Source organism: Ensifer sp. 38_S197 (assembly GCF_056924495.1).
Map to the genome: position 1 here is coordinate 395751 of NZ_JBXOVZ010000002.1, position 25958 is coordinate 421708.

A 25958-nucleotide genomic window follows, 5' to 3' on the forward strand; every position below is an offset into this window, starting at 1 on the left:
GCGGAAAAGATGCTCTAGATTCAACATCCTGGTGCGTCCCTTGTGCATTCGTTTGAAAGCACGGCGCTCTGGTGCCCGCCCTCCATGAAACCCGAACGAAGGGAACGGTACGATCGAATACGCGGGAAAATTGCTTTCTGTCTTCATTTTCGCCCCATTTGCGGGAAGCCTCCTTGCAATCTTCTTTCCGCCCGATCAGCGTGGTGCGACAGCCTGGTTTGCGGGGGCGATCGCGCTCCTGTGTTTCCTCGTCGCCGCCGGCCTCTATCCCTTCGTCACCTCAGGTGGCGTGCTGCGCTACGACATCGCCTGGCTCCCTGAGCTCGGCCTCAATTTCACGCTCCGGATGGACGGCTTCGCCTGGCTCTTCACGGTCCTCGTCACCGCAATCGGCGTGCTCGTCGTGCTCTATGCGCGTTATTACATGGCCGCAGAGGACCCGGTGCCGCGCTTCCTGGCGCTGTTTCTGGCCTTCATGGGTTCGATGCTCGGCGTGGTGCTTTCTGGCAATCTCATTCTGCTTGCCGTCTTCTGGGAACTGACGAGCATCGTTTCCTTTCTGCTGATCGGCTACTGGCATCACAATGCCCATGCCCGTGACGGTGCGCGCATGGCACTGACCATTACCGGCACTGGCGGTCTCTGCATGCTCGTTGGCCTCCTGCTGATGGGCCGTATCGTCGGCAGCTACGATCTCGACGTCGTGCTCGCCTCGGGCGACCTGATCCGCAACTCGCCGCTCTACATGCCGGTACTGATCCTGGTTCTGCTCGGCGCGCTGACGAAAAGTGCGCAGTTCCCGTTCCATTTCTGGCTGCCGCATGCGATGTCCGCGCCGACGCCGGTCTCGGCCTATCTGCACTCGGCGACGATGGTGAAAGCCGGCGTCTTCCTGCTGGCGCGGCTCTGGCCGGTCATGGCCGGCACCGACGCCTGGTTCTGGATCGTTGGCCTGGCCGGACTTTCGACGCTGTTGCTCGGCGCCTATTTCGCCATTTTCCAGCAGGACCTGAAGGGCCTGCTCGCCTATTCCACCATCAGCCATCTCGGTCTGATCACGGTCCTCCTGAGCCTTGGCAGCCCGCTTGCCGCCGTCGCCGCGGTCTTCCACATCGTCAACCATGCCACCTTCAAGGCGTCGCTGTTCATGGCGGCCGGCATCATCGACCACGAGACCGGAACGCGCGACATGCGCAAGCTCGGAGGGCTGATACGTTACATGCCTGGAACGGCCGTGCTCGCCATGGTCGCGAGCGCGGCCATGGCCGGCGTACCGCTCTTGAACGGCTTCATCTCCAAGGAAATGTTTTTCGCCGAAGCGATCGAAACGCACCAGGCCAACATCCTCGACACGATGACGCCTTATGTCGCGACGCTCGCCGGCATGTTCGCGGTTACCTATTCGCTGCGTTTCATCCACAGCGTCTTCTACGGCAAGACCCCGGAGGATCTGCCGAAGGTGCCGCACGAGCCGCCGCGCTGGATGCGGGCGCCGATCGAGTTCCTGGTGCTCGCCTGCCTCGTCGTCGGCATCATCCCGGCGATCACCATCGGGCCGTTCCTGCATACGGCGGTCGTCGCCGTCCTCGGCGCCAGCACGCCGCAATACAGCCTCGCCGTCTGGCACGGCTGGAACCTGCCCCTGATCATGAGTTTCGTCGCGCTGGCGGGCGGCGTCGGTCTTTATTTCCTGATGCGCAACTACCTTGCGACCAGCATCGAAGGACCGCCGATCTTCCGCCTGCTGCACGGCCAGCGCATCTTCGAGCGCGTGCTGGTGACGCTCTCGTGGAAATGGGCGCGTTCACTCGAACAACGTCTCGGCACGCGACGGCTGCAGCCGCAGATGCGTTTCCTCGTCTTCATCGCCATCGCCGCCGCCGCCCTGCCGCTGCTTCTCAGTCACTACGAATTGCCGCCGCTTCGCGTGCGCAGCATCGATCCTGCCTTCGCCCTGCTCTGGGCCGTCGGCATTGCCTGCGCGATCGGCGCGGCGCTTCTCGCGAAATTCCACCGCCTGGCTGCGCTCGTGCTGCTCGGCGGCGCCGGTCTCACCACCTGCCTGACCTTCGTCTGGCTTTCGGCGCCCGACCTTGCAGTGACCCAGCTCCTCGTCGAGATCGTCACGACCGTCCTCATCCTGCTCGGTCTTCGCTGGCTGCCGAAGCGCATCGAGGATACGCAAGAGTCGGAGCTGCTTTCGCTGCAGGTCCGCTTCCGGCGCCTGCGCGACTTCCTGCTGGCGATCACCGCCGGCGGCGGCGTGGCGCTCATCGCCTATACGATGATGACCCGTCCGCTGCCCGAGACGATCGCCAGCTACTTCCTCGAGCGCGCCTACAAGGAGGGCGGTGGCACCAATGTCGTCAACGTCATCCTCGTCGACTTCCGCGGCTTCGACACGCTTGGCGAAATCGGCGTTCTGGCGATCGTCGCGCTGACGGTTTTCGCCCTGCTCTTGCGCTTCCGCCCGCAGGCCGACAGCCTGGAAGCGCCGGAACAGCAGCGTGTCCAGAATGCCTTCGACGACGATCACCCGGATCGCAACAAGGGCGACAGCGTCGCCGAATATCTGTTCGTGCCCTCGGTGATCATGCGCTGGATGTTCCCGGTCATCGGCATGCTGGCCGCCTATCTGTTCCTGCGCGGCCATGATCTGCCGGGTGGCGGTTTTGCCGCCGGCATCGCCATGTCGATCGGCTTCATCCTGCAATACATGTCCGGCGGCACGCGCTGGGTCGAGGAACGGCTGCGCATCCATCCCTTGCGCTGGATGAGCATCGGGCTTTTGGTCGCCGCGGCCACCGGCATCGGTTCCTGGCTCTTCGGCTATCCGTTCCTGACCTCGCACGCGCAGTACGTCACGCTGCCGATCGTCGGGAAGTTCCCGTTGGCGAGCGCCCTGTTCTTTGATCTCGGCGTCTTCTCGCTGGTGCTCGGCGCAACGGTGCTGATCCTCATCGCGCTTGCCCACCAGTCGATCCGCGCGCCGCGGGCCCATGCCCGCGCCATGCGGAGCGGAAAGGAGGCCCGCTGATGGAGATCATTCTCTCGGCCGCCATCGGCGTGCTTACGGCGTCCGGCGTCTATCTGCTGCTGCGTCCACGTACCTATCAGGTGATCATCGGGCTTTCGCTGCTCTCCTATGCGGTCAACCTCTTCATCTTCGGCATGGGCCGTCTTCGGGTGAACGCACCACCGGTGCTGGAACCCGGTGGCGTCGGCGATCTCAGCCGCTTCACCGATCCGGTGCCGCAGGCGCTCGTCTTGACCGCGATCGTCATCGGCTTCGCCATGACGGCGCTTTTCCTCGTCGTGCTGCTCGCCTCGCGCGGCTTCACCGGCACGGACCATGTCGACGGTCGGGAGCAGCGCCATGACTAACTGGATGCATCACCTCTTGATCCTGCCGATTCTGCTGCCGCTGATGGTCGGCGCCGCGATGATCCCGATCGACGAGCGCAACCGCATGGCGAAGGGCGTCATGGGCTTCGTCTCGACGCTGGCGCTCTTCATCCTCTCGATGGTGCTGATGCGCATCGCTTCGGTGGACGGGGCGCCCGCCGGCGGCGGCGTCTATCAGCTCGGCAACTGGCCGGCCCCCTTCGGCATCGTGCTGGTGCTCGACCGCCTTTCGGCGCTGATGCTCTGCCTGACGAGCGGACTGGCGCTTGCCGCCCAGGCCTATTCGATCGCGCGCTGGCACACGGCCGGCCACCATTTCCATTCGCTGTTCCAGCTTCTGATCGCCGGTCTCAACGGTTCGTTCCTCACCGGTGACCTCTTCAATCTCTTCGTCTTCTTCGAGATGATGCTGGCGGCGTCCTACGGCCTGCTGTTGCACGGCTCCGGGCCGCTGCGCGTCAAGGCGGGCCTGCAATACGTCGCGATCAACCTCGCCGCCTCGTCGCTCTTTCTGATCGGCGTCAGCCTGATCTATGGCGCAACCGGTACGCTCAACATGGCTGATCTCTCGATGAAGCTGGCGACACTTTCGCCGGACGATCGCCAGATGGTCGAGGTCGGCGCCGGCGTGCTCGGCGTCGCCTTCCTGGTGAAGGCCGGCATGTGGCCCTTGAGCTTCTGGCTGCCGACGGCCTATTCCGCCGCAACGCCGCCGGTCGCCGCCGTCTTTGCGATCCTGACCAAGGTCGGCATCTACGTCATCCTCAGGCTTTCGCTGCTGGTCTTCGGCGCGAGCGCCGGCGCATCCGCAGGCTTCGGCCAGCCGATCCTGCTTGCAGGCGGGCTGCTGACGATCGCCTTCGGCGCCATCGGCGTGCTCGCTTCGCAGGCCATGGGCCGGCTTGCCGCCTATTCGGTGCTCGTTTCCTCCGGCACCTTGCTCGCTGCGATCGGCCTCGGCCATCCCGGCATGATCGCAGGCGCACTCTTCTATCTCGTCAGTTCGACACTCACCATCGCCGCCTTCTTCCTCTTGATCGAGCTGGTCGAACGCGGCCGCGACGCCGGCGCTGACGTTCTCGCGGTGACGATGGAAGCCTATGGCGACGCCGACGAGGACGAGGAGGAAGAAGAGGTCGGCGCGGCAATACCCGGAACCATGGCGATCCTCGGCCTCTGCTTCTGCCTCTGCGCCCTGCTGCTGGCCGGGCTACCGCCGCTCTCGGGCTTCGTTGCCAAATTCGCGATCCTCGGCGGTCTCTTCGGCCTGTCGGGAACCGAAGCCGCCCCGGCGATTTCCACGGCCGACTGGATCTATGTCACGCTGCTGATCGTCTCCGGCCTGGCAGCGATGATCGCCATGAATCGCGTCGGCATCCGCACCTTCTGGGCGTCGATCGAAAACACCGTGCCACGGGTGGTCGTCATCGAGATCACACCCGTCGTCGTGTTGCTCGCCACCTGCATATTCCTCAGCATACAGGCCGGTCCGGCGATGCGTTACATGCAGGCGACGGCGGATTCGCTGGTCGATCCGGCGGGCTACACCGAACGGGTGCTCACGGCACCCCGGGCGGGAGGGCAATAGCCGATGCGCACCTGGCTCCCCTATCCGCTGCTGTCGATTGCCCTGCTCCTCATCTGGTTGCTGCTCAATCAATCGGTCGCCCCCGGCACTTTCGTCATGGGCACGATCCTGGCGACCGGCCTCGGCTGGGTGACGCTGAAACTCAGCCCCGCCCACTCCCATCCGCGCCGAATCCTCCTGATGCTACGCTTCGGCTTTACTGTTGCACTCGACGTTATCCGCTCCAACCTTGCCGTCATTGCCGTCATTTTGCGCGGCCGACGCCGACCGCCGAGCTCAGGGTTTCTCACTGTCGACCTCGATCTCGATGACGAGAACGCATTGGCCCTGCTTGCCTGCGTGATGACCGCGACGCCCGGAACAGCCTGGCTCGAATACGACCGCCGCCGCAAGTCCCTGCTCTTCCATGTGCTCGACATGCAGAACGAGCGCGTTTGGATCGATACGGTCAAGCGCTACGAGGCTGCCTTGAAGGAGATATTTGGATGATGGAACTTTCAATCATCTGGTCGATCCTGATTGCCCAGATCATGCTCGGCCTGGCGATGGCTTTCGCCTTCTACCGCATGGTGAGGGGCCCACGCGCCCAGGACCGCATCCTTGGCCTCGACACGCTCTATATCAACGCCATGCTGATGCTGCTCACCTTCGGCATCCGCACCGCCAACTCGATCTATTTCGAATCGGCGTTGATCGTCGCGCTTATCGGCTTCGTTTCGTCGATTGCCTTCGGCAAGTTCCTGATGCGCGGGGAGATCATCGAATGAGCCACCTCACCGATCTTCCTCTATGGGCGGCCATCCTCGTCTGCGGACTGACAGTTCTGGGCGCCGCAATCGCCCTGGTCGGCTCGGTCGGCCTTCTGCGGTTTACCAGCTTCTACGAGCGCCTCCATGCGCCGACATTGGCGACGAGTGGCGGCGTACTCCTGATCTGCACCGCCTCGATCATCTGCTTCGCGGTGCTGCAGAGCCGCTGGGTGTTCCACGAGATCCTGATCGTCGTCTTCGTCCTCGTCACCACGCCGATGACGCTGATGCTGCTCGGCCAGGCAGCCCTCTATCGCGATCGCGTCGCGGAAAAAAGCGGCGTCCCGCGCAAGCAGCGACCGCCGAGAGAAGAAGAATCGGCAGAGTAGTTTCAAGCCGCGGAGCGACCCGGAAGGCCGATGACAGCTTTGAAGTTATCTGGCCTACTCGCCGCGCCCTCTGAACCGCCGCTGATAGGCCGGGTCGTAGAGCGAACTCTCGCGGAAATCGGAAGCTGCGAGCCCGGGGCCAACGAAGATCAGCGCCGTACGCTCGATCGGCTCTTCTGCCACCTTGTCGGCAATGTCGCGGAGCGTGCCGCGCACCACCCGCTCGTCCGGCCAGGAAGCCTTGACCACGATCGCGACGGGGCAATCGGCGCCATAGAGCGGCGCCAGTTCCTCGACCACCTGTTGAAGGGCATGGATGGCGAGATGGATCGCCAGCGTCGCGCCGGTGGCACCGAAGGCGGAAAGCGTTTCGCTGTTCGGCATGGGTGAGGCACGGCCGGAGACGCGGGTCAGCACCAGGCTCTGGGCAACCGCTGGAATGGTCAATTCGCGCCCGAGCGCTGCTGCCGCAGCGGCGAAGGACGGCACGCCCGGCGTCATCGTATAGGCGATGCCATGCTTTTCCAGCCGGCGGATCTGTTCAGCCACAGCACTCCACACCGAAAGATCGCCGGAATGCAGCCGTGCCACGTCCAGGCCGTCGGCTGCCGCCTTCACATACTCTGCCTCGATCTCGTCGAGCGACATCGGCGCCGTATCGACGATGCGGGCGCCGGGCGGGCAATATTGCAGGAGTTCCGGCGAAACGATCGAGCCGGCATAGAGGCAGACCGGGCAACGCCCGATCAGGTCGCGCCCGCGCACCGTGATCAGATCCGCAGCCCCCGGGCCGGCGCCTATGAAATGTACCGTCATGTGTCGCTCTTTCTTTAATTCCCGCAATCCCGGACGCAAAACCGCTTCGCACTTTTGCTGGTATTGCTCTCTTGCTCTTGCGCAATCCCGGACGCAAAACCGCTTCGCACTTTTGCTGGTATTGCTCTAGCTCTTAATCCACGACCATTGGGTCACCGGCATGGCCGGCCGCCAGCCGGTCATTGCGCCGACGGGCCCGGCTCTGGCGATATCGATGCGGATCAGCGTTCCGCCGAGCCTGGCGTGATGATCGAGCAAAACCGCCTCCATATCCGTCGTCACCGCATTGGCAACCAGGCGCCCGCCGGGGCCAAGCGCTGCGATCGCCGCCGCCATCACGCCGTCTTCGCTGCCGCCACCGCCGATGAAGATCGCATCCGGCTGCGGCAGGCCCGCAAGCGCTGCCGGCGCCTCGCCTTCGACCACCGTCAGCCCGGGCACGCCGAACATCGTCGCGTTGCGGCCGATACGTGCGGCCCGCTCCGGCGACACCTCGATGGAGATCGCCTGCATGGTCGGGTCGGCCAGCATCCATTCGATGCCGATCGAGCCTGAGCCACCGCCGATATCCCAGAGCAATTCGCCCTTGCGCGGCGCGAGAGCCGAGAGCGTCAGTGCCCGCACCTCCCGCTTGGTGATCTGCCCGTCATGTTCGAACAGTGCGTCGTCGCGACCGGCCGCGAGCGGCAGGATGCGCGCGCCCTCCTCGGCGGTCACCTCGATGGCACAGACATTGAGAGGATGGACGAGGCCGAGCATGAAACGCGATGCGATCTGCGTCGTCACCCGTTCGCCGGCGCCGCCGAGCGCCTCGAGCACGGTCAGCCGCGACTGACCGAAGCCGCTGGCGACCAGAAGCTCGGCAAGATCCCTGGGGCCGGCTCCGTCCGACGTCAGCGTCAGCACGCGTGCACCCGGATGCAGGTGCGGCCGCACGAGATCGAGCGGGCGCCCGTGCACCGAGACGAGTGTCGCCTCCTGCAGTGCCCAGCCGAGGCGCGAGGCTGCAAGGCTGATCGACGAGGGTGCCGGCAGCGTACGGATTTCGGCCGAGGCGATCCGGCGCGCCAGCGTCACGCCGACGCCGAAGAAGAACGGGTCGCCCGAGGCGAGCACCACGACGGGCGTACCGCGGCGCGCGACGATCTCCACGACCGAGCGTTCGAGCGGGCTCTGCCAATTGTGGGCCTCGCCCTTGATCAGCGGCGCGGCAAGCTCCAGATGGCGATGGCCGCCATAGACGACGGGCGCCTCGGCGATCAGCCGCTTGGCCTCGTCGCCGAGACCCGCTACACCATCTTCACCGATACCGATGACGGTCAGCCAGGGGGAGACGATGACGGGATCGCCGTTCGACACGTCAGCCATGGAAAAACCTCGCATCCTGATCTTGGGCGGCACCACCGAAGCGCGCGAGCTCGCGCGCCGGTTGGCCGAAGACGTCCGTTACGACACCGCAATCTCGCTGGCCGGTCGCACCGCCGACCCGAAGCCGCAGCCGGTGAAGACGCGCATCGGCGGCTTCGGTGGCGCCGACGGGCTGGCCCATTTCCTGCGCGAAGAGAACATCGCGCTGCTGGTCGATGCGACGCACCCCTTTGCCGCGCGCATTTCGCACAATGCCGCTGAGGCGGCGCAAAGAACCGGAGTTCCGCTCCTGGCCCTCCGGCGACCGGAATGGCAGTCCTTGCCCGGCGACCGCTGGAATTCGGTCGGCAGCGTCGTCGAAGCAGTGAGCGCGCTGGGCGCTCGCCCGCGCCGTGTCTTCCTCGCCATCGGCCGGCAGGAGGCCTTCCACTTTGAAGCCGCGCCACAGCACAGCTATGTCATCCGCAGCGTCGACCCGGTGATCCCACCGCTGAAACTGCCGGACCAGGAGGCGATCCTGGCGACCGGCCCCTTCGCGGAGGGCGATGAAGCCACGCTGCTCAAAAGCCGGCACATCGACGTGATCGTTGCCAAGAACAGTGGTGGCAGCGCCACCTATGGCAAGATCGCCGCGGCGCGCCGGCTTGGCATCGAGGTGATCATGGTCGAGCGGCGCAAGCCCGCGGACGTGCCGACCGCGGGCAGTTGCGACGAGGCGCTCGACCGCATCGCTCACTGGCTTGCTCCCGCATAGAAACGCGGCGTGTAGACGAGATCCGGCTGCCCTTCACGCTCGACGATGCGCGTTTCCGGCGAACCGATGATGACGCAGGTCGCCATGTCGGCGCGGTTGGCATCGGCTTCGCCGAGCGGCATCACCGCGATCCGCTCGTCCGGCCGTCCGGCGGCGCGCCCGAAGATCACCGGAACGGTTGCTGGCAGAACGCCGCGCAGGATCTCGAAGGCTTCGCCGAGCTGCCACGGGCGCGCCTTGCTGATCGGATTGTAGAGGGCGATCACGAGCCCTGCCTCCGCCGCCAGCTTGAGCCGCCGGGTGATGACCTCCCAGGGCTTCAGGTTGTCGGAAAGCGAGATCGCGCAGAAATCGTGGCCGAGCGGCGCGCCGATACGGGCGGCAACCGCGAGCATGGCGGTCACACCGGGCGTGATCACCAGTTCGACCGACTTCCATTCCTCTGGCCCCTTGTCGATCGCCTCGCACACGGCGGCCGCCATGGCAAAGACGCCCGGATCACCGCCGGAAACCATGCAGACCTTCACCCCGGCAGCGGCCCGCGTCAGTGCCACCTGCGCCCGGTCGAGCTCCTCGCGATTGTCGGAGGCGACGCGCACCTGGTCGGGGCGCAGGTTCAGCCGGTCGAGATAGGGAAAGTAGCCGTAGAATTCTTCAGCCGCCGCAACCGCCTCGGCCGTTTCCGGCGTCATCTGCCTCGGGCTGCCCGGTCCGGTGCCGACCACATAGAGCGTACCGGTCATGGCCGGTCCTTCCAGCCGGGAACGAGCACCAGCGAGAAATAGGGCGCCTCGTCGTCGGCTTTTTCCGCAAGCGCCGTCATCGCCGCGTTCTTCATGGTGCCGCGCTCGACATAGACGGCCTGATCGAGACGGCCGGAGGCGGAAAGCGCCCGGCGGATCTTCGGCAGGTTGCGCCCGACCTTCATGATCACGGCCGCTTCGGTATCCTTGAGCCGCCGGCCAAGCTCGGCCTCGGCCATCGTGCCCGGAAGCACGGAAAGCACGTCGTCGCCCTGAACCAGCGGCAGGCCGGCGAGCGACCAGCAGCCGGACATGGCGGTAATGCCGGGGATCACCTCGACCGGAAAGCGATTGGCCAACCGCACGTGCAGATGCATGTAGGATCCGTAGAACAGCGGATCGCCTTCGCTGAGCACCGCGACCGTGCGTCCGGCGGCAAGATGCGCCGCCACGGCTTCGGCGGATGCATTGTAGAAATCGGTGATCTGGCTCTTGTAGGCGCCGTCATCCTTGTCGATTTCGGTCGTCACCGGATAGTAGAGCGGCAGCTCGACGAGATCCGGCTTCAGCAGGCCCTCGACGACCGCGCGACCGTTACCGCTGCGCCCGGCCTTGGCAAAATAGGCAAGCACGTCGGCTTCGCCGAGCGCCTTCACCGCCTTGACCGTCAATAGCTCCGGATCGCCCGGGCCGGTTCCAACGCCAATCAGGCGCCCCACGCCGGCGCCGCTCACAGGCCCGGCCTCGCGAGCGAATTCAGCGCCGCCGCCGTCATGGCGCTGCCGCCGAGGCGGCCGCGGACGATCGCGAAGGGAACGCCATAGGAATTTTCGGCCAGCGCATCCTTCGATTCCGCCGCACCGACGAAACCGACGGGCATGCCGAGGATCGCCGCCGGCTTCGGCGCGCCGTCGCGCAGCATTTCGAGCAGGAAGAACAAGGCCGTCGGCGCGTTGCCGATCGCCACGACCGAGCCGGCCAGGCGCTCGCTCCAAAGCTTCAACGCCGCCGCGGACCGCGTGTTGCCGATCTCCGCGGCAATCTCAGGCGTGCGCGGATCGCGCAGCGTGCAGATCACCTCGTTACCGGCCGGCAGCCGCGCGCGAGTGACACCGTGAGCGACCATTTCGGCGTCGCAGAGGATCGGCGCGCCGGCCTTCAGTGCTGCGCGAGCCGAGGTCACGAAATCGGGAGAGAAGACGAACTGCTTGGTCGCTTCGACGGAGCCGCAGGCATGCACCATGCGCACCGCAAGATCCGCTTCCTCGTCGGAGAAGCCCGAGAGATCGGCCTCGGCGCGGATGATGGCGAAGGAACGCTCGTAGATGGCGTTGCCATCGCGAATGTAATCATACTCAGGCATGTCTATCCCTGTTCGAACGCTGCCGAGACGCGCGCAGCTCCGAGCCGTGTAAGACAGGACTGCGCCGATTCGCCAGCGTCTTTGTTTTGCCGCACCAGCCGGCTGAGCCGGGCAAGCGCGGATTTCACTCCATTCTCATCGGTGTAGGCGCTTGGCAAGCCGTTGGCAGCCCCATTTACGACAAGCCCGTATCCTGATGGCGCACCGACCAGCGTCAATTCCGACGGTTTCGGCCGGGCACACCCCTTGGCGCAGCCGGAAAGATGGACGGTGAGCGAGCCATCGAGCAAGTCGGGCGCCGCCTCGACGAGGCGCTGCGCCATCGCCTTGGTTTCCATCCGCGCGGAGGCACAGCCCTTGCTGCCGGCGCAGGTTGCGATCGCATTGCGCGGGTCCTCGGCAGCGATGCGAAAGCCGAGTGCGGCTGCCAAGCCCTGGGCCGCGGCTGCGGCCTCGCACGCCAGACCGAGCACGAAGAAGGCATGCCCCGGCGCGAGCCGGATCGCAGTGGCGCCGAGCGCCTCGGCCCGGTGAAGAAAGGAGACGAGCGCTGATGCCTCGACCTGTGCAAATGCGAGGCCGAGTCCAAGAACCGCTTCGGAGTCCCCCAGCTCGTGAATGCCGGGTATCGCGGCCGAGCCTTGGACGGCTGGGCGCTCGGAATGCCCCTCGCAACGACAAAGGGCGCGAACTTCGCCGGAATCGAGATCGCGCCCGCGCGCGGCCGTGCCAAGGCCGGAAAGCATCTCCAGGATGGCGATCAGCGCCGGCACTATCGCGTCGCCGTTCAGCACGCCGACGATGCTTCCCCTCGCAGCAGTTCCGCCAAGCGACAGCAGCCAGACGACACCATCCGGCGTCGAAAGTGCCTGAAGGCGAATATCGGCCACGACGGCATCGAGCCCGAAGCGGCCGCCACCGTCGATGACGACGGACAATTTGGGTGCGAATTTCAAGGACGGCCGGTGCACCTGCAAAGCCCCGCGAAGAGCCGCCGCGATCGGACGGGGATCGGCAATCTCTGCGGGGTCGATACCGGCAAGTGGCGGCACCTCGATCGCCAGTCCTTCGGCGATCGTGATCTCCGCATCGCCGATCGCCTGTGCCAGCGCCGGCACCGTCGCATCGCTCAGGCCGCGCAGCTGCAGGTTTCCGCGCGCGGTGATCTCGATGATGCCGTTGCCGAAGGTTTCAGCCGCGGCTGCCAGCGCCAGGACCTTGGGGATAGTCAGACTGTCGTCATCGGGCCTGAGCCGCACGAGCAGGCCATCGCCGGTCTGCATCGGCGCGGCGAGCGACGGACAGGCGCCGCGCCGCATCGAGGCATCCGCACCGGCTTCGACTGTCGACGAGAGGGCGCAACTGGTCATCAAATTCGTCATCGCTCGAGGCCCTCCTCCCTGAAGAAACCTCTGTTCAAAAAAGCGAGAGCGGGGTGCGGGCGGAAAACCGCAAACACTTTTCCTCATCCCACCCTAAGACCCTATAACACGGCGGCAAACCTTGAGTGAGATCAAACACGACGCGATCCGCTCGCCTCGTCACTCCTCGAAATCGGCGCCCTTGCGAAGCAGATAAATATCCATGATCCATCCCATCTTCTCACGCGCCGCCGCTCGGGTTTCGAGGATCCGTTCTTTCACCGCGGCAAGGCGGCCGGAAATGACGATCTCATCCGGCGTGCCGAGATAGGCACCCCAGAAAATCTCCGCATCCGGATCGTCGATCCGCTGGAACGCCTGTTCGCCGTCGAGCATGACGGCGGAGGTCTGACTCCTCTCGGGAAAACTCTCGTGCAACCGGCGCCCGGTGGTGATTTCCACCGGCTTGCCGACGAGGTTGAGCGGAATCCGATGGCTGGCGCAGAGCGCCTGCAGGCTGGTGATCCCCGGGATGACGTCATAATCGAAGGCAACCTGCCCGCGCGCCTTGACCCGCTCGACGATGCGGATGGTGCTGTCGTAGAGCATCGGATCGCCCCAGACGAGGAACGCACCGGTTCCCTCCTCGCCCAACTCGTCGGCAAGCAGCCTTTCGTAGATCGCAGCGATCTGTTGATGCCAGTCGTCGACGCTGCCATCGTAGCTGACGCCCTCGGTGCGGCGTACCGGCACCGCGAATTCGACGATGCGGCTGTCGCTGCGCGTCACGTATCGGGCGCAGATGTCGCGGCGCACTTCGGCAAGCTCGGTCTTCTTCGCCCCTTTGGTCGGGATGAAGAGCACGTCCGCCTGGTTCAGCGCATTGATCGCCTGCACCGTCATGTGCTCCGGATTGCCGGAACCGATGCCGATGATCAGAATTTTGCGCATGTCCGCCTCCACCATTCCTGTCCAGGCGTCTTAGGCGCATCGCTGCTGCCGACGCAAGCTCTTCGCGCGACAGCGAGACCGCCATCCGCGTCAGGCCGAGACCGACCTCAATTGATCTCGGCCGCAACTGGATTGTCGGGCAGGCGCCAGTCGATCGGGTCGAAGCCCTTCGATTCCAGGAAGGCATTGGCCTGGGAGAAATGTCGGCAACCGAGAAAACCGGAATGGGCGGACAGGGGCGAGGGATGCGGGGCTCGCAACACCAGATGGCGCGAGCGGTCGACGAAAGCCGCCTTCTTCTGCGCGTAGGAACCCCAGAGCATGAAGACGACCGGATGATCGGCTTCGTTGACCGCACGAATGATCGCGTCGGTAAAACGTTCCCAACCGCGTCCCTGGTGCGAGGCGGCCAGCCCGCGCTCCACCGTCAGCACGCTGTTCAACAGGAGCACGCCCTGCTTCGCCCAGCTTTCGAGAAAGCCGTGCCGCGCCGGTGGAATGCCGAGATCGGTGTTCAGTTCCTTGTAGATGTTGACGAGCGAGGGCGGCGTCCGCACGCCGGGGCGAACACTGAAGCAGAGCCCGTGCGCCTGGCCGTCGCCGTGATAGGGATCCTGGCCGAGGATGACGACGCGCACCTTGTCGAGCGGCGTCAGGTCGAGGGCGCGAAAATATTCGGCGCCGCGCGGAAAAATCTGCCGGCCTGCGCTCTTCTGTGCAACGAGGAACTGCTTGAGGTCGGCCATATAGGCGCTGGAAAACTCCGGCGCCAGCGCTGCCTTCCAGCTCTCTTCGAGCTTCACCGCCGTTTCCATCACACCTCCGGTCCATCTTTCGGCTTCGAAGCCAGCAATTTAGGCCGCCCGACCGTCATCGCAAGGACTATCGCCCGCGTCCGTCGGATGTTGCACGGGTTTTGCCCGATCTATCGGCGCGCCTTCGTGCGGATCACTAACCTCGCTCAAGAGCATTGTATTTCAAAGAATACATCGGTAATCAGAAAGCGACACCGTTGTATCCTGAGAGATATCACGCTGGGAGGGAATTTGATGATCAAGAGAAGAGACTGGCTGAGGGGCCTGGTGCTGACACTCGGCCTCGCCTGGGCCGGCAGCACCGTGATGCCGGCAGCCGCGCGGGCTGAAGAGAAGGTGACGGTCTTTGCCGCCGCGAGCCTGAAGAACGCGCTCGATGCGATCAATGCCGAGTGGCAGAAGGAAAGCGACAAGCAAACAACCGTCTCCTACGCTGCAAGCTCCGCGCTCGCCAAGCAAGTGGAACAGGGCGCCCCGGCCGATGTCTTCATTTCTGCCGATCTTGCCTGGATGGACTATCTCGCCGACAAGAAGCTGATCAAGGATGACACCCGGTCGAACCTGCTCGGCAACCGCATCGTGCTCGTCTCCGGCAAGCAGGACGCGGCACCGGTCGAGATCAAGCAGGGCTTCGATCTCGCGGGCATGCTCGGCGACGGTCGCCTCGCCATGGGTGCAGTTGATTCCGTTCCCGCCGGCAAATACGGCAAGGCCGCACTCGAAAAGCTCGACGCCTGGAAGGCTGTCGAACCCAGGGTCGCCGGAGCCGAAAGCGTTCGCGCCGCCCTCCTCCTCGTCTCCCGCGGCGAAGCGCCTTACGGCGTCGTCTACCAGACCGACGCCGCGGCCGATCCGGGCGTGAAGGTCGTCGGTACCTTCCCCGAAGACAGCCATCCGCCGATCGTCTATCCGATCGCGATCACCGCCGAAAGCAAGAACCCGGATGCCGCCGCCTATGTCGACTTCGTCAAGTCGGACAAGGCAGCCGCCCTCTTCGAAAAGCAGGGCTTCACGGTTCTCAAGTAATCGGCCTGAAACGACGTTGGATCTCGGCTGTCCAGAGGCAGGCGAAGCATCTATCGTCACGCGTCGCCCGCGCCCAAACGCGGGCGACGCAATCATGGGTCAGAGGCAGGGGCGGACGCAGGCGGATAGCCACATCCCACCGGCCACGTATCGGGAGCGATATCCATTGGACTGGCTTGCAGTGAGCGATGCCGAATGGACGGCGATCATGCTGAGCCTGCGCGTCGCAACCGTCGCAATGCTCTGCAGCCTGCCCTTCGCGCTCGCTGTCGCCATGCTGCTCGCCCGCGGCCGCTTCTGGGGCAAGACGCTGCTGAACGGCCTCGTTCACTTGCCGCTGATCCTGCCGCCCGTCGTCACCGGCTTCCTCCTTCTCTTGCTCTTCGGCCGCCGCGGACCGCTCGGCGCCTTCTTCGCCGATTACTTCGGCCTGGTCTTTTCCTTCCGCTGGACGGGCGCGGCACTTGCCTGCGCTGTCATGGCCTTTCCGCTGATGGTGCGTAGCATCCGCCTGTCGATCGAGGCGGTCGACCGCAAGCTGGAAGACGCGGCGACCACGCTTGGCGCCAGCCCGCCCTGGGTCTTCGTCACCGTCACCCTGCCGCTGATCATCCCCGGCATCATCGCCGGCATGATCATCGCCTTCGCCAAGGCAATGGGCGAGTTCGGTGCGACGATCACCTTCGTCTCCAACATTCCCGGCGAGACGCAGACGCTTTCCTCCGCCATCTACACCTTCACCCAGGTGCCGGGCGGCGATGCCGGCGCCATGCGGCTGACGATCATTTCGATCATCATCTCCATGGCCGCCCTGATCTTTTCCGAACTGCTGGCGGCATTTGCCGCCAGACGGGTGGCGGCCCCATGAACCTCATCGTCGAAGCCCGCCACCAGCTCGGCCATTTCGCCCTCGATGCCGCCTTTACGTCCGACGGCGGCGTGACCGCACTGTTCGGCCGCTCCGGCTCCGGCAAGACCTCGCTCATCAACATTATCGCCGGGCTGCTGAAGCCGCAAAGCGGCCGCGTTGTGCTCGACGGCGACGTCATCGCCGACAGCGAGCGCCGGATCTTTACCCCCGTGCATCGCCGCCGCTTCGGCTACGTCTTCCAGGAAGCGCGGCTCTTTCCGCATCTGAGCGTAGGCCACAACCTCGCCTATGGCCGCTGGTTCGCCGGCAAGGGTGGCGGCAGCGATTTCACACGCATTGTCGACATGCTCGGCATCGCCCATCTGCTCGACCGTAATCCTTCAGCCCTTTCCGGCGGCGAACGGCAGCGCGTCGCGATCGGCCGCGCCCTGCTGGCGGCACCGCGCCTGCTGCTGATGGACGAACCGCTTGCCGCCCTCGACGAGGCGCGCAAGGCGGAGATTCTGCCCTATCTCGAACGGCTGCGTGACGATGCCGGCATTCCGATCGTCTATGTCAGCCATTCCGTCAGCGAAGTCGCCCGGTTGGCGCGGCGCGTCGTGGTGCTCGAAAATGGTCGGGTCACGGCATCGGGCGCGGCCGCTGAGGTGTTGAGCGCCCCCGCCGCCACGCTCGCCACCGGCCGGCGCGAGGCCGGCGTGCTGCTGGAGGGCGAGGTCGCGGGAACCGATCCGTCCCGCGAGTTGACGACCGTCCGGGTCGGACGGGAACGGCTGCGCATTGCGGGTGTCAGTGCCACACCCGGCAGCAGGCTTCGCCTGCACATCGCCGCGCGCGACGTCATGCTGGCGACATCAAGACCGGTGGAGATCAGTGCGCTCAACGTGCTCGAAGGGCGAATCCTTGCGATCGCGACCGAGGAAGACGGCAGCATCGACGTCAGGGTGAATTGTGGCGATGCGACAATTGCCGCCCGCATTACCCGCTTTTCACGCGACGCGCTGCAGCTCGCTCCCGGCAAGACGGTCTATGCCATCATCAAGTCCGTGGCGATCGATCACTAGGCCTTCTTGGAAACGACGTCGCCAGTATCGGACGGTGCATCGCTGCCGCGAACGGACTCGAGCCAGGCGAGATCCTCGGCAATCGCGGCTTGCGCCCTTTCTTCCATCTGCCTGTAGCGTCGGATCAGCTCTTCGCCGAACGGCGTCACCAATGCTCCCCCGCCTTGCTTGCCGCCGCGCTGCGTATCGACCGATGGCTCGCTGAACATCCGGTTCAAGGCATCGACCAGCAGCCAGGCGCGGCGATAGGACATGTCCATCGCCCGCCCGGCAGCGGAGATGGAACCGGTCTCGCGGATCAGTTCGAGCAGCATGATCTTGCCGCGACCGAGCCGGCCGGCAGGCGGAAAATCGATGCGCAGGACGGTGCGAAGATCGGGGCGGTTGTCACTCATGCGGGCGAGCATAGAAGCTCGCCGAGCAAACCGGAAGTCCGCCGGGTGACGAGCCGGACCAGCTTTCCCAAACAAAGCGAGCCGGCAAACCCCAGCTTTCGATCAATGGCCAGATAGCGGGTCTTGATCTCGCGCCTTCGACATGCACCGATGATCCCGACAAGTCCTGCCCGAAAGTACCTTCTCCATGCCCGGTCCGACGCTCGATCCCATCGCAACCGATACTGCCTTGCCCGCCAAGGCCGACGTCGTCATCGTCGGTGGCGGCATCATCGGCGTCAGCACCGCTCTCTTCCTCGCCGAACGCGGTGTCGACGTCGTTCTCTGTGAGAAGGGCATGCCCGGAGCGGAGCAGTCGAGCCGCAACTGGGGCTGGGTGCGGGTCATGGGCCGCGACGAGCGCGAGATCCCGCTGGCGATCGAGGCGCTGAAGATCTGGGATACGCTCGACGCCCGCATTGGCGGCGAGACCGGCTTTCGCCGCAGCGGTATTCTCTACATCTCCGAGAACGAGCGCGACGTCGCCAATCGCGACGCCTGGCTCGCCATGGCAAAGCCCTACGGCGTCGATAGTGAACAACTCGGCCCCGACGCCACCGAGGCCATGATGCCCGGTGCCGCAATCCGTTATGAAGGCGCGCTCTTCACGCCGAGCGATGGTCGGGCCGAACCGCAGAAGGCAGTGCCGGCGCTCGTTACCGGCGCCCGTCGCGCCGGTGCCCGCATCTTGACCGGCTGTGCCGTGCGCGGCGTCGAGAAGGCCGCCGGGCGGATCTCCGCCGTCGTCACCGAGAGGGGGCGTATCGAGACATCGACGGTCATCGTCGCCGGCGGCGCCTGGTCCCGGCTGTTCCTCAAAGGCCTTGGCATCCGCCTCCCGCAACTGAAGGTCCGCAATACGGTGCTGAGAATCGGGGCCGTTTCCGGCGGCCCCGACGGTGCCGGCGCAACGGCGACCTATGCCTATCGCAAGCGGCTCGACGGCGGCTATACGATTGCCGACGGTGCCGCCAACCTGCATGCGATCGTACCCGACAGCTTCGCCTTCTTCCGCGATTTCCAGCTGGCGCGAAAGGCCGAGGGCGAGGCTGTCCAGGTGGGTATCAGCGCCCAGAGCTGGAACGAACTGTTCGAAATCGGCTCCGTGCCGCTCGACCGGCCCGGCGCGTTCGAGCGGCACCGCGTGCTCGATCCCAACCCGGATTCGCGCCGGGCGCTGAAGGCCCTGGACGCCGCCGGCAAGGCTTTCCCTTTCCTGCGCGAAACCAAGGTGCAGCAGATCTGGGCGGGCCTGATCGACGTGACGCCCGATGCCGTGCCCGTCATCTCGCCAGCCGACGCCGTTCCGGGCCTCGTCATCGCGACGGGATTTTCGGGCCACGGTTTCGGCATCGGCCCCGGTGCCGGCCATCTCGTCGCCGATCTCGTGACCGGCAAGAAACCGATCGTCGATCCGACGCCATTCCGGCTCTCGCGCTTCTTCGATGGAACGCCCATCACGCTTGCTCCTCCGGTTTGACCGTCGTCGCCGGCGGCTGGCCACGAAAGAAAATTACAAGCAGCGACCGGCAGCGATATGCGCAACACAACGCGTGGGCGCACTCCCGGCAGGATTCTATCTTTCTTTGCCTGCCCCCGCCCCACACGACGGAAAGACCTTCATAAGCCCCGGAACTCATGGCAGTCTGTGAGCATTCCCGTCGGGAGAACGGGGGCTTTTAGGAGGAGTCTGTGCAGACCTCGGGCGGAGGAGCCTTGCGGGTAACATTGCACGTCCTCGTACACCTCAGGCCTACGGTTCTTCCGAAGCAAAAGCATTTCCAGCAAGAGTGCTGAGCGGTTTTGCGCCCGGAAATGCGTGAGAACAGAGATGAAGAGCGATTCGACTGGAACCGCTCTTGAATTGGTGCGCTGCGCACTCCGGAGGAGGCCGGAAACCGCATGAGCGATCTCGATCGACTTAGTCTGCATGTCCCCGAACCGGCGGTTCGGCCCGGTGGTGAGCCGGATTTCTCCAACGTCAAGATCCCGAAAGCCGGCTCGGTGCCGCGCCCGGAGGTAGACGTCGCGCCCGAGGAGATCCGCGACCTCGCCTATTCGATCATCCGCGTGCTTAACCGCGATGGTGAGGCGGTCGGCCCCTGGGCCGGGCTGCTCTCGGATGACGAACTTCTCGCCGGTCTCCGCCACATGATGACGCTGCGCGCCTTCGATGCGCGCATGCTGATGGCCCAGCGCCAGGGCAAGACCTCCTTCTACATGCAGCATCTGGGTGAAGAAGCCGTCAGCTGCGCCTTCCGTAAGGCGCTGAACAAAGGCGACATGAACTTCCCGACCTATCGCCAGGCGGGCCTATTGATCGCCGACGGCTACCCGATGGTCGAGATGATGAACCAGATCTTCTCGAATGAAAGCGATCCGCTGCGCGGCCGGCAATTGCCGATCATGTATTCCTCCAAGGAGCACGGATTCTTCACCATCTCCGGCAACCTCGCCACCCAGTATGTGCAGGCGGTCGGCTGGGCGATGGCGTCCGCAATCAAGCGAGACACCAGGATCGCCGCCGCCTGGATCGGTGATGGTTCGACGGCGGAATCGGACTTCCACTCGGCGCTCGTCTTCGCCTCCACCTACAAGGCGCCCGTCATCCTCAATATCGTCAACAATCAGTGGGCGATCTCGACCTTCCAGGGCATTGCCCGCGGCGGTTCCGGCACCTTCGCCGCCCGCGGCCTTGGCTTCGGCATCCCGGCGCTGCGCGTCGACGGCAACGACTATCTTGCCGTCTACGCCGTCGCCAAATGGGCGGCCGAGCGGGCAAGACGCAACCTCGGCCCGACGCTGATCGAATACGTCACCTACCGGGTCGGCGCCCATTCGACCTCCGACGATCCGAGCGCCTATCGCCCCAAGACGGAATCGGAGGCCTGGCCGCTCGGCGACCCGGTCCTGAGGCTGAAGAAGCACCTCATCCTGCGCGGCGCCTGGTCGGAGGAACGCCACGCCCAGGCCGAGGCCGAGATCCTGGACGAAGTGATCCAGGCGCAGAAACAGGCCGAAGGCCACGGCACGCTGCATGCCGGCGGCAAACCCTCGGTGCGCGATATCTTCGAGGGCGTCTACGCCGAGATGCCGCCGCACATTCGCCGCCAGCGGCAGAAGGCAGGATACTGATATGGCCAGAATGACAATGATCGAAGCCGTGCGCAGCGCCATGGATGTCTCCATGGAGCGCGACGACAATGTCGTCGTCTTCGGCGAGGATGTCGGCTATTTCGGCGGCGTTTTCCGCTGCACGCAGGGGCTTCAGGCGAAATACGGCAAGACCCGCTGCTTCGACGCGCCGATCAGCGAGAGCGGCATCGTCGGAACGGCAATCGGCATGGCGGCCTACGGCCTGAAGCCCTGCGTCGAGATCCAGTTTGCCGACTACATGTATCCGGCCTACGACCAGATCACCCAGGAAGCGGCCCGCATCCGCTACCGCTCCAACGGCGATTTCACCTGCCCGATCGTGCTGCGCATGCCGACCGGCGGCGGCATCTTCGGCGGCCAGACGCACAGCCAGAGCCCGGAAGCGCTTTTCACCCATGTCTGCGGCCTCAAGGTCGTGGTGCCTTCGAATCCCTATGACGCCAAGGGCCTGCTGATCGCTTCGATCGAAGATCCCGATCCCGTGATGTTCCTCGAGCCGAAGCGGCTCTACAACGGTCCGTTCGACGGCCATCACGACCGACCGGTCATCCCCTGGTCGAAGCATGATCTCGGCGAGGTGCCGGAGGGACACTACACGATCCCGATCGGCAAGGCGGAAGTCCGCCGCCTGGGCTCCGCCGTCACTGTCGTCGCCTACGGCACCATGGTGCATGTGGCGCTTGCCGCGGCCGAGGAGACCGGCATCGACGCCGAAGTGATCGACCTGCGCAGCCTGCTGCCGCTCGACCTCGACACGATCGTGAAATCCGTCGAGAAGACCGGCCGCTGTGTCGTCGTGCACGAGGCAACGCTCACATCGGGCTTCGGCGGCGAAGTCGCCGCCCTCGTGCAGGAACATTGCTTCTACCATCTCGAAGCGCCCGTCGTGCGCGTTGCCGGCTGGGACACGCCCTACCCGCACGCCCAGGAATGGGACTATTTCCCCGGCCCCGCGCGCGTCGGACGCGCGCTCGTCGAAGTGATGGAGGCCTGACATGGGCGAATTCGTAATCAAGATGCCCGATGTCGGCGAAGGCGTGGCCGAGGCGGAACTCGTCGAATGGCATGTGAAGCCCGGCGATCCCGTGCGCGAGGACATGGTGCTCGCCGCCGTCATGACCGACAAGGCAACCGTCGAAATCCCATCGCCCGTGACCGGCACCGTGCTCTGGCTCGGCGCCGAAGTGGGCGACACGGTCGCAGTGAAATCGCCGCTCGTGCGCATCGAGATTGCCGGCGAAGGCGTAACCACCGCACCTCTCGACGAAAAGCCGGCCGCGAAGGCTGAAGAGAAGCCCGAAGTGAAGGTCGAGGCACCGGCGCCCGTCGCCAGGCCCGTCCAGCCCGCCAAGGTCGAGGCCAAGGCGCCGGCCGCCAATGGCGTCCACGCGACGGGCGAACGGCTGGAAAAGGCGCTGGCGTCACCGGCCGTGCGCCTGCGCGCCAAGGAAAGCGGCGTCGATCTCCGCCAGGTGACCGGCACCGGTCCGGCCGGGCGGATCACTCATGATGACCTCGACCAGTTCATCGCCCGCGGCGCCCAGCCGGCGCTGGCGCCCGCCGGCCTTCAGCGCAAGACCGCGGTCGATGAAATCAAGGTGACGGGGCTGCGCCGCCGCATCGCCGAGAAGATGTCGCTTTCGACCTCGCGCATTCCCCACATCACCTATGTCGAAGAGGTCGACATGACGGCGCTCGAGGACCTGCGCACCACCATGAACCGCGACCGCAAGGCGGACCAGCCAAAGCTGACGATCCTGCCCTATCTGATGCGGGCGCTCGTTCGCACCGTTGCCGAGCAGCCAGCCGTCAACGCGATCTTCGACGACGGCCCCGGCATCATCCATCGCCATCATGCCGTGCATATCGGCATTGCCACCCAGACGCCGGCGGGCCTCACCGTGCCGGTGGTGCGCCATGCCGAAGCGCGTGGCATCTGGGACTGCGCCAACGAGCTCAACCGTCTTGCCGAGGCAGCCCGCACCGGGACCGCCACCCGTGATGAACTCACCGGATCGACGATCACCATCTCGTCGCTCGGCGCGCTCGGCGGCATCGTCTCCACCCCAGTCATCAACCACCCGGAAGTGGCGATCGTCGGCGTCAACAAGCTGGCGATCCGTCCGGTCTGGGACGGCACGCAGTTCGTACCGCGCAAGATCATGAACCTGTCCTCGAGCTTCGATCACCGCGTCATCGACGGCTGGGATGCGGCCGTCTTCGTGCAGCGGCTGAAGACCCTGCTCGAAACGCCGGCGCTTATTTTCGTGGAGGCCTGAGGCGATCATGAAGGAAATTTCCTGCAAGCTACTGGTCATCGGCGCCGGCCCCGGCGGCTACATTGCAGCCATCCGCGCCGGCCAGCTCGGTATCGACACCGTGATCGTCGAAAAGGCCAAGGCCGGCGGCACCTGCCTCAACGTCGGCTGCATTCCCTCCAAGGCTTTGATCCACGCGGCCGAAGAGTTCCACAAGCTGCGCGCGGCGGCGTCCGGCCGCAGTCCGCTCGGCCTCTCACTTGCCAGCCCCTCGATCGATCTTGCCCACACCGTCGCCTGGAAGGACGGCATCGTCGGCCGGCTGAACAGCGGGGTGATCGGGCTCTTGAAGAAGGCCGGCGTCAAGGCAGTGATCGGGGCGGCTCGCTTCGTCGATGGCAAGACTGTCGACGTCGAAACCGAAACCGGGCTGCAGCGTATCCGCGCCGACGCGATCGTGATCGCCACCGGCTCGGCGCCCGTCGAGCTTCCGGACCTGCCCTTCGGCGGGCCGATCATTTCATCGACCGAAGCCCTGTCGCTGAAGAGCGTGCCGAAGAGCCTCGCCGTCATCGGCGGCGGCTATATCGGCCTCGAACTCGGCACGGCCTTCGCCAAGCTCGGCAGCCACGTCACCGTCGTCGAGGCCCTGACGCGCATCCTGCCGCAATATGATGCCGACCTGACGAAACCGATCGGCAAGCGCCTCGGCGAACTCGGCATCGAAGTCTTCACCCAGACGGTCGCCAAGAGCTACTCCACCGAGACCAATAGCCTGCATGCCGAGCACAACGGCCGCGCCGTCGACGTCGCCGCCGAAAAAGTGCTGGTCACCGTCGGCCGCCGGCCGGTGACCGAAGGCTTCGGCCTGGAGGAGATCGACCTTGATCGCACCGGCCGCTTCATCCGCGTCGACGACCAGTGCCGCACCTCGATGCGCGGCATCTACGCGATTGGCGACGTCACCGGCGAGCCGATGCTGGCGCACCGCGCCATGGCGCAGGGCGAAATGGTGGCCGAGATCGTCGCCGGCCACAAGCGAAGCTGGGACAAGCGCTGCATCCCGGCCGTCTGCTTCACCGATCCGGAAATCGTCACCGCCGGGCTCTCGCCCGACGAAGCGCGCGCCAACGGCATCGAGATCAAGATCGGCCAGTTCCCCTTCCAGGCGAATGGCCGCGCCATGACGACGCTCTCGGAAGACGGCTTCGTCCGCGTCGTCGCCCGCGCCGATAACCACCTGGTGCTCGGCATCCAGGCGGTCGGTCACGGGGTCTCGGAACTCTCGGCAAGCTTCAGCCTTGCGATCGAAATGGGCGCGCGCCTCGAAGACATCGCCGGCACGATCCATGCCCACCCGACACAGTCCGAGGCCTTCCAGGAGTCGGCGTTGAAGGCGCTGGGGCACGCGCTGCATATCTGATCGACACGTTGTAAAATGGCTCCTCATCCGGCCTGCCGGCCACTTTCTTCCCGCCACGCGGGGAGAAGGACACATGCGGCGCCCACCCGCTCCAACCATTGCCTTTTGTCGCACGGGAGAAAGATATGAGCAGAATTGATCCGATCGTCATCGTTTCGGCGACACGCACCCCGATGGGCGCCTTTCAGGGCAGCCTCAAGGATCTGACCGCGCCGGAAATCGGCGCCATCGCGCTGAAGGCAGCACTCGATCGCGCCGGCCTTGATGCTGTCGACGAGGTGCTGATGGGCAATGTGCTGCCGGCCGGTATCGGCCAGAACCCGGCGCGCCAGGCAGCCCTTGGCGCAGGCCTCGGCAAGGAGACGCCGTCGACGACCGTCTCCAAGGTCTGCGGCTCCGGCATGAAGGCGCTGATGCTCGGCCATGATGCGTTGCTGTCCGGCAGCGCCGCTGTGCTTGCCGTCGGCGGCATGGAGTCGATGACCAACGCCCCCTATTTGTTGCCGAAGGCGCGCGGCGGCTTCCGCCTCGGGCATGGTGAGGTCAAGGACCATATGTTCCTCGACGGCCTCGAAGACGCCTATTCCGGCCGGCTGATGGGCACCTATGCCGAGGACACGGCCGAACACTACCAGTTCTCGCGCACCGATCAGGACGCCTTCGCGCTTCGCTCGCTGGAGCGCGCAACCCGCGCGGCTGAAGATGGTTCCTTTGCCGAGGAGACGGTGGCGGTCAGCGGCGCCGGAAAGCGGCAGACCGCCAATCTCGACCGCGACGAGCAGCCGACCAAATCGGATCCGGCAAAGATCCCGAAGCTGAAACCCGCCTTCCGCGACGGCGGCAGCGTGACCGCGGCCAATTCGTCGTCGATCTCCGACGGTGCAGCGGCACTGATTTTGATGCGGGCAAGCGAGGCGGAAAAGCGGGGGCTGACGCCGCTTGCGATCGTCGCTGGCCACGCCGGCCACGCACAGGAACCGGCCTGGTTCACGACCGCACCGATCGGCGCGATCGACAAGCTGATGGCCAAGCTTGCCTGGGAGAAGGGCAGCGTCGGCCTCTACGAGATCAACGAGGCCTTCGCCGTGGTGGCGATGGCGGCGATCCGTGATCTCGGGCTCTCAGACGATATCGTCAACATCAACGGCGGCGCCTGCGCGCTCGGCCATCCGATCGGCGCGTCCGGTGCCCGCATCATCGTGACGCTGCTTCACGCCATGCGCGCCAAGGGCGTCAAACGCGGAATTGCCTCGCTCTGCATCGGTGGCGGCGAGGCGACGGCAGTGGGGCTGGAACTGTTGCAGTAGGATACGACTGCATGTCTCCTTTGATCGCAGCCGGTTAAAGGACGCAGCAAATCAAAGCGCTACAGCGACCTTTGCGCGTCTGATAAGACGCGCGGCGCTGTAGCGGAATGAGGAAAA

At 65.2% G+C, this 25958-nt stretch carries 25 protein-coding genes; 16 read left to right on the forward strand and 9 right to left on the reverse strand.

What is annotated here, in order from left to right; translation table 11 throughout:
• The first annotated feature begins 130 nt into the window (after positions 1 to 130).
• Genes AC1Z3V_RS15195 through mnhG form a run of 6 tightly spaced genes read left to right on the forward strand, consistent with a single transcriptional unit; the run spans position 131 to position 6131 of the window.
• Positions 131 to 3037, forward strand: a complete 2907-nt coding sequence (locus AC1Z3V_RS15195) for a monovalent cation/H+ antiporter subunit A (RefSeq protein ID WP_483500127.1) — start codon at positions 131 to 133, stop codon at positions 3035 to 3037.
• Positions 3037 to 3384, forward strand: coding sequence for a Na+/H+ antiporter subunit C (locus tag AC1Z3V_RS15200; RefSeq protein ID WP_034787081.1), 348 nt, complete (start codon positions 3037 to 3039; stop codon positions 3382 to 3384). The genes AC1Z3V_RS15195 and AC1Z3V_RS15200 overlap by 1 nt, the downstream gene beginning before the upstream one ends.
• Positions 3377 to 4993, forward strand: coding sequence for a monovalent cation/H+ antiporter subunit D (locus AC1Z3V_RS15205; protein WP_483500129.1), 1617 nt, complete (start codon positions 3377 to 3379; stop codon positions 4991 to 4993). The genes AC1Z3V_RS15200 and AC1Z3V_RS15205 overlap by 8 nt, the downstream gene beginning before the upstream one ends.
• 3 nt (positions 4994 to 4996) lie before the next feature.
• A complete protein-coding gene (locus AC1Z3V_RS15210; protein WP_483500130.1) occupies positions 4997 to 5482 on the forward strand; it encodes a Na+/H+ antiporter subunit E in 486 nt (161 codons plus the stop codon).
• The gene (locus AC1Z3V_RS15215; RefSeq protein WP_429813015.1) at positions 5479 to 5760 is read left to right on the forward strand and encodes a K+/H+ antiporter subunit F; all 282 of its coding nucleotides are present in this window, start codon (positions 5479 to 5481) and stop codon (positions 5758 to 5760) included. The genes AC1Z3V_RS15210 and AC1Z3V_RS15215 overlap by 4 nt, the downstream gene beginning before the upstream one ends.
• The gene (gene mnhG / locus AC1Z3V_RS15220) at positions 5757 to 6131 is read left to right on the forward strand and encodes a monovalent cation/H(+) antiporter subunit G (RefSeq protein ID WP_429813012.1); all 375 of its coding nucleotides are present in this window, start codon (positions 5757 to 5759) and stop codon (positions 6129 to 6131) included. Before AC1Z3V_RS15215 ends, mnhG begins: the two co-directional genes overlap by 4 nt.
• 54 nt (positions 6132 to 6185) lie before the next feature.
• Here mnhG and cobM read toward each other — a convergent pair whose 3' ends face one another.
• The gene (cobM, locus tag AC1Z3V_RS15225; RefSeq protein WP_483500133.1) at positions 6186 to 6947 is read right to left on the reverse strand and encodes a precorrin-4 C(11)-methyltransferase; all 762 of its coding nucleotides are present in this window, start codon (positions 6945 to 6947) and stop codon (positions 6186 to 6188) included.
• 126 nt (positions 6948 to 7073) lie between these two features.
• Positions 7074 to 8315, reverse strand: a complete 1242-nt coding sequence (gene cbiE / locus AC1Z3V_RS15230; RefSeq protein WP_483500135.1) for a precorrin-6y C5,15-methyltransferase (decarboxylating) subunit CbiE — start codon at positions 8313 to 8315, stop codon at positions 7074 to 7076.
• Between cbiE and AC1Z3V_RS15235 the strand changes: the two genes are divergently transcribed.
• Positions 8314 to 9069: a cobalt-precorrin-6A reductase gene (locus AC1Z3V_RS15235; RefSeq protein ID WP_483504090.1), complete on the forward strand. Its 756-nt coding sequence runs from the start codon at positions 8314 to 8316 to the stop codon at positions 9067 to 9069. The two genes, cbiE and AC1Z3V_RS15235, sit on opposite strands and share 2 nt — an antisense overlap.
• On the opposite strand, the gene AC1Z3V_RS15240 is transcribed toward AC1Z3V_RS15235, so the two are convergent.
• The 6 genes from AC1Z3V_RS15240 to ung form a co-directional block, all read right to left on the reverse strand.
• Positions 9048 to 9812, reverse strand: coding sequence for a precorrin-3B C(17)-methyltransferase (locus AC1Z3V_RS15240; RefSeq protein ID WP_483500137.1), 765 nt, complete (start codon positions 9810 to 9812; stop codon positions 9048 to 9050). The genes AC1Z3V_RS15235 and AC1Z3V_RS15240 overlap by 22 nt on opposite strands.
• A complete protein-coding gene (locus AC1Z3V_RS15245; protein WP_483500139.1) occupies positions 9809 to 10546 on the reverse strand; it encodes a precorrin-2 C(20)-methyltransferase in 738 nt (245 codons plus the stop codon). The genes AC1Z3V_RS15240 and AC1Z3V_RS15245 overlap by 4 nt, the downstream gene beginning before the upstream one ends.
• The gene (locus AC1Z3V_RS15250) at positions 10543 to 11175 is read right to left on the reverse strand and encodes a precorrin-8X methylmutase (protein WP_173520268.1); all 633 of its coding nucleotides are present in this window, start codon (positions 11173 to 11175) and stop codon (positions 10543 to 10545) included. The genes AC1Z3V_RS15245 and AC1Z3V_RS15250 overlap by 4 nt, the downstream gene beginning before the upstream one ends.
• A 2-nt stretch (positions 11176 to 11177) precedes the next feature.
• The gene (cobG, locus tag AC1Z3V_RS15255; protein ID WP_483504091.1) at positions 11178 to 12545 is read right to left on the reverse strand and encodes a precorrin-3B synthase; all 1368 of its coding nucleotides are present in this window, start codon (positions 12543 to 12545) and stop codon (positions 11178 to 11180) included.
• Positions 12546 to 12716: 171 nt separating this feature from the next.
• Entirely contained in the window at positions 12717 to 13487 is a 771-nt protein-coding gene (cobF, locus tag AC1Z3V_RS15260; protein ID WP_483500141.1) for a precorrin-6A synthase (deacetylating), read from the reverse strand.
• Between the two features lie 107 nt (positions 13488 to 13594).
• The gene (ung, locus tag AC1Z3V_RS15265; protein ID WP_483500143.1) at positions 13595 to 14302 is read right to left on the reverse strand and encodes a uracil-DNA glycosylase; all 708 of its coding nucleotides are present in this window, start codon (positions 14300 to 14302) and stop codon (positions 13595 to 13597) included.
• Between the two features lie 234 nt (positions 14303 to 14536).
• On the opposite strand from ung, the gene modA reads away from it, so the two are divergent.
• The 3 genes from modA (at position 14537) to modC (ending at position 17263) form a co-directional block, all read left to right on the forward strand.
• Positions 14537 to 15328, forward strand: coding sequence for a molybdate ABC transporter substrate-binding protein (gene modA, locus AC1Z3V_RS15270; RefSeq protein ID WP_483500145.1), 792 nt, complete (start codon positions 14537 to 14539; stop codon positions 15326 to 15328).
• 166 nt (positions 15329 to 15494) lie between these two features.
• Complete coding sequence (modB, locus tag AC1Z3V_RS15275; protein ID WP_483500147.1) at positions 15495 to 16196, forward strand: molybdate ABC transporter permease subunit; 702 nt, start codon at positions 15495 to 15497, stop codon at positions 16194 to 16196.
• The gene (gene modC, locus AC1Z3V_RS15280; RefSeq protein ID WP_483500149.1) at positions 16193 to 17263 is read left to right on the forward strand and encodes a molybdenum ABC transporter ATP-binding protein; all 1071 of its coding nucleotides are present in this window, start codon (positions 16193 to 16195) and stop codon (positions 17261 to 17263) included. Before modB ends, modC begins: the two co-directional genes overlap by 4 nt.
• Here the strand turns inward: modC and AC1Z3V_RS15285 are convergent.
• Positions 17260 to 17658 (reverse strand): winged helix-turn-helix domain-containing protein, encoded by a 399-nt coding sequence (locus AC1Z3V_RS15285; protein ID WP_429812991.1) that lies wholly within the window; start codon positions 17656 to 17658, stop codon positions 17260 to 17262. The two genes, modC and AC1Z3V_RS15285, sit on opposite strands and share 4 nt — an antisense overlap.
• A 187-nt stretch (positions 17659 to 17845) precedes the next feature.
• Between AC1Z3V_RS15285 and AC1Z3V_RS15290 the strand changes: the two genes are divergently transcribed.
• The 6 genes from AC1Z3V_RS15290 to AC1Z3V_RS15315 all read left to right on the forward strand — a co-directional run bounded on the left by AC1Z3V_RS15290 (position 17846) and on the right by AC1Z3V_RS15315 (position 25841).
• Positions 17846 to 19177, forward strand: coding sequence for an NAD(P)/FAD-dependent oxidoreductase (locus tag AC1Z3V_RS15290; protein WP_483500151.1), 1332 nt, complete (start codon positions 17846 to 17848; stop codon positions 19175 to 19177).
• 422 nt (positions 19178 to 19599) lie between these two features.
• On the forward strand, positions 19600 to 20832 hold the full coding sequence (locus AC1Z3V_RS15295) for a thiamine pyrophosphate-dependent enzyme (protein WP_483500152.1): 1233 nt from the start codon (positions 19600 to 19602) through the stop codon (positions 20830 to 20832).
• Between the two features lies 1 nt (position 20833).
• On the forward strand, positions 20834 to 21847 hold the full coding sequence (locus AC1Z3V_RS15300) for an alpha-ketoacid dehydrogenase subunit beta (RefSeq protein ID WP_429812986.1): 1014 nt from the start codon (positions 20834 to 20836) through the stop codon (positions 21845 to 21847).
• Between the two features lies 1 nt (position 21848).
• Complete coding sequence (locus AC1Z3V_RS15305; RefSeq protein ID WP_483500153.1) at positions 21849 to 23132, forward strand: dihydrolipoamide acetyltransferase family protein; 1284 nt, start codon at positions 21849 to 21851, stop codon at positions 23130 to 23132.
• Positions 23133 to 23139: 7 nt separating this feature from the next.
• A complete protein-coding gene (gene lpdA, locus AC1Z3V_RS15310) occupies positions 23140 to 24534 on the forward strand; it encodes a dihydrolipoyl dehydrogenase (protein WP_483500155.1) in 1395 nt (464 codons plus the stop codon).
• A 125-nt stretch (positions 24535 to 24659) separates the two neighbouring features.
• Positions 24660 to 25841 (forward strand): acetyl-CoA C-acyltransferase, encoded by a 1182-nt coding sequence (locus tag AC1Z3V_RS15315; protein WP_483500157.1) that lies wholly within the window; start codon positions 24660 to 24662, stop codon positions 25839 to 25841.
• Positions 25842 to 25958: the final 117 nt, after the last annotated feature.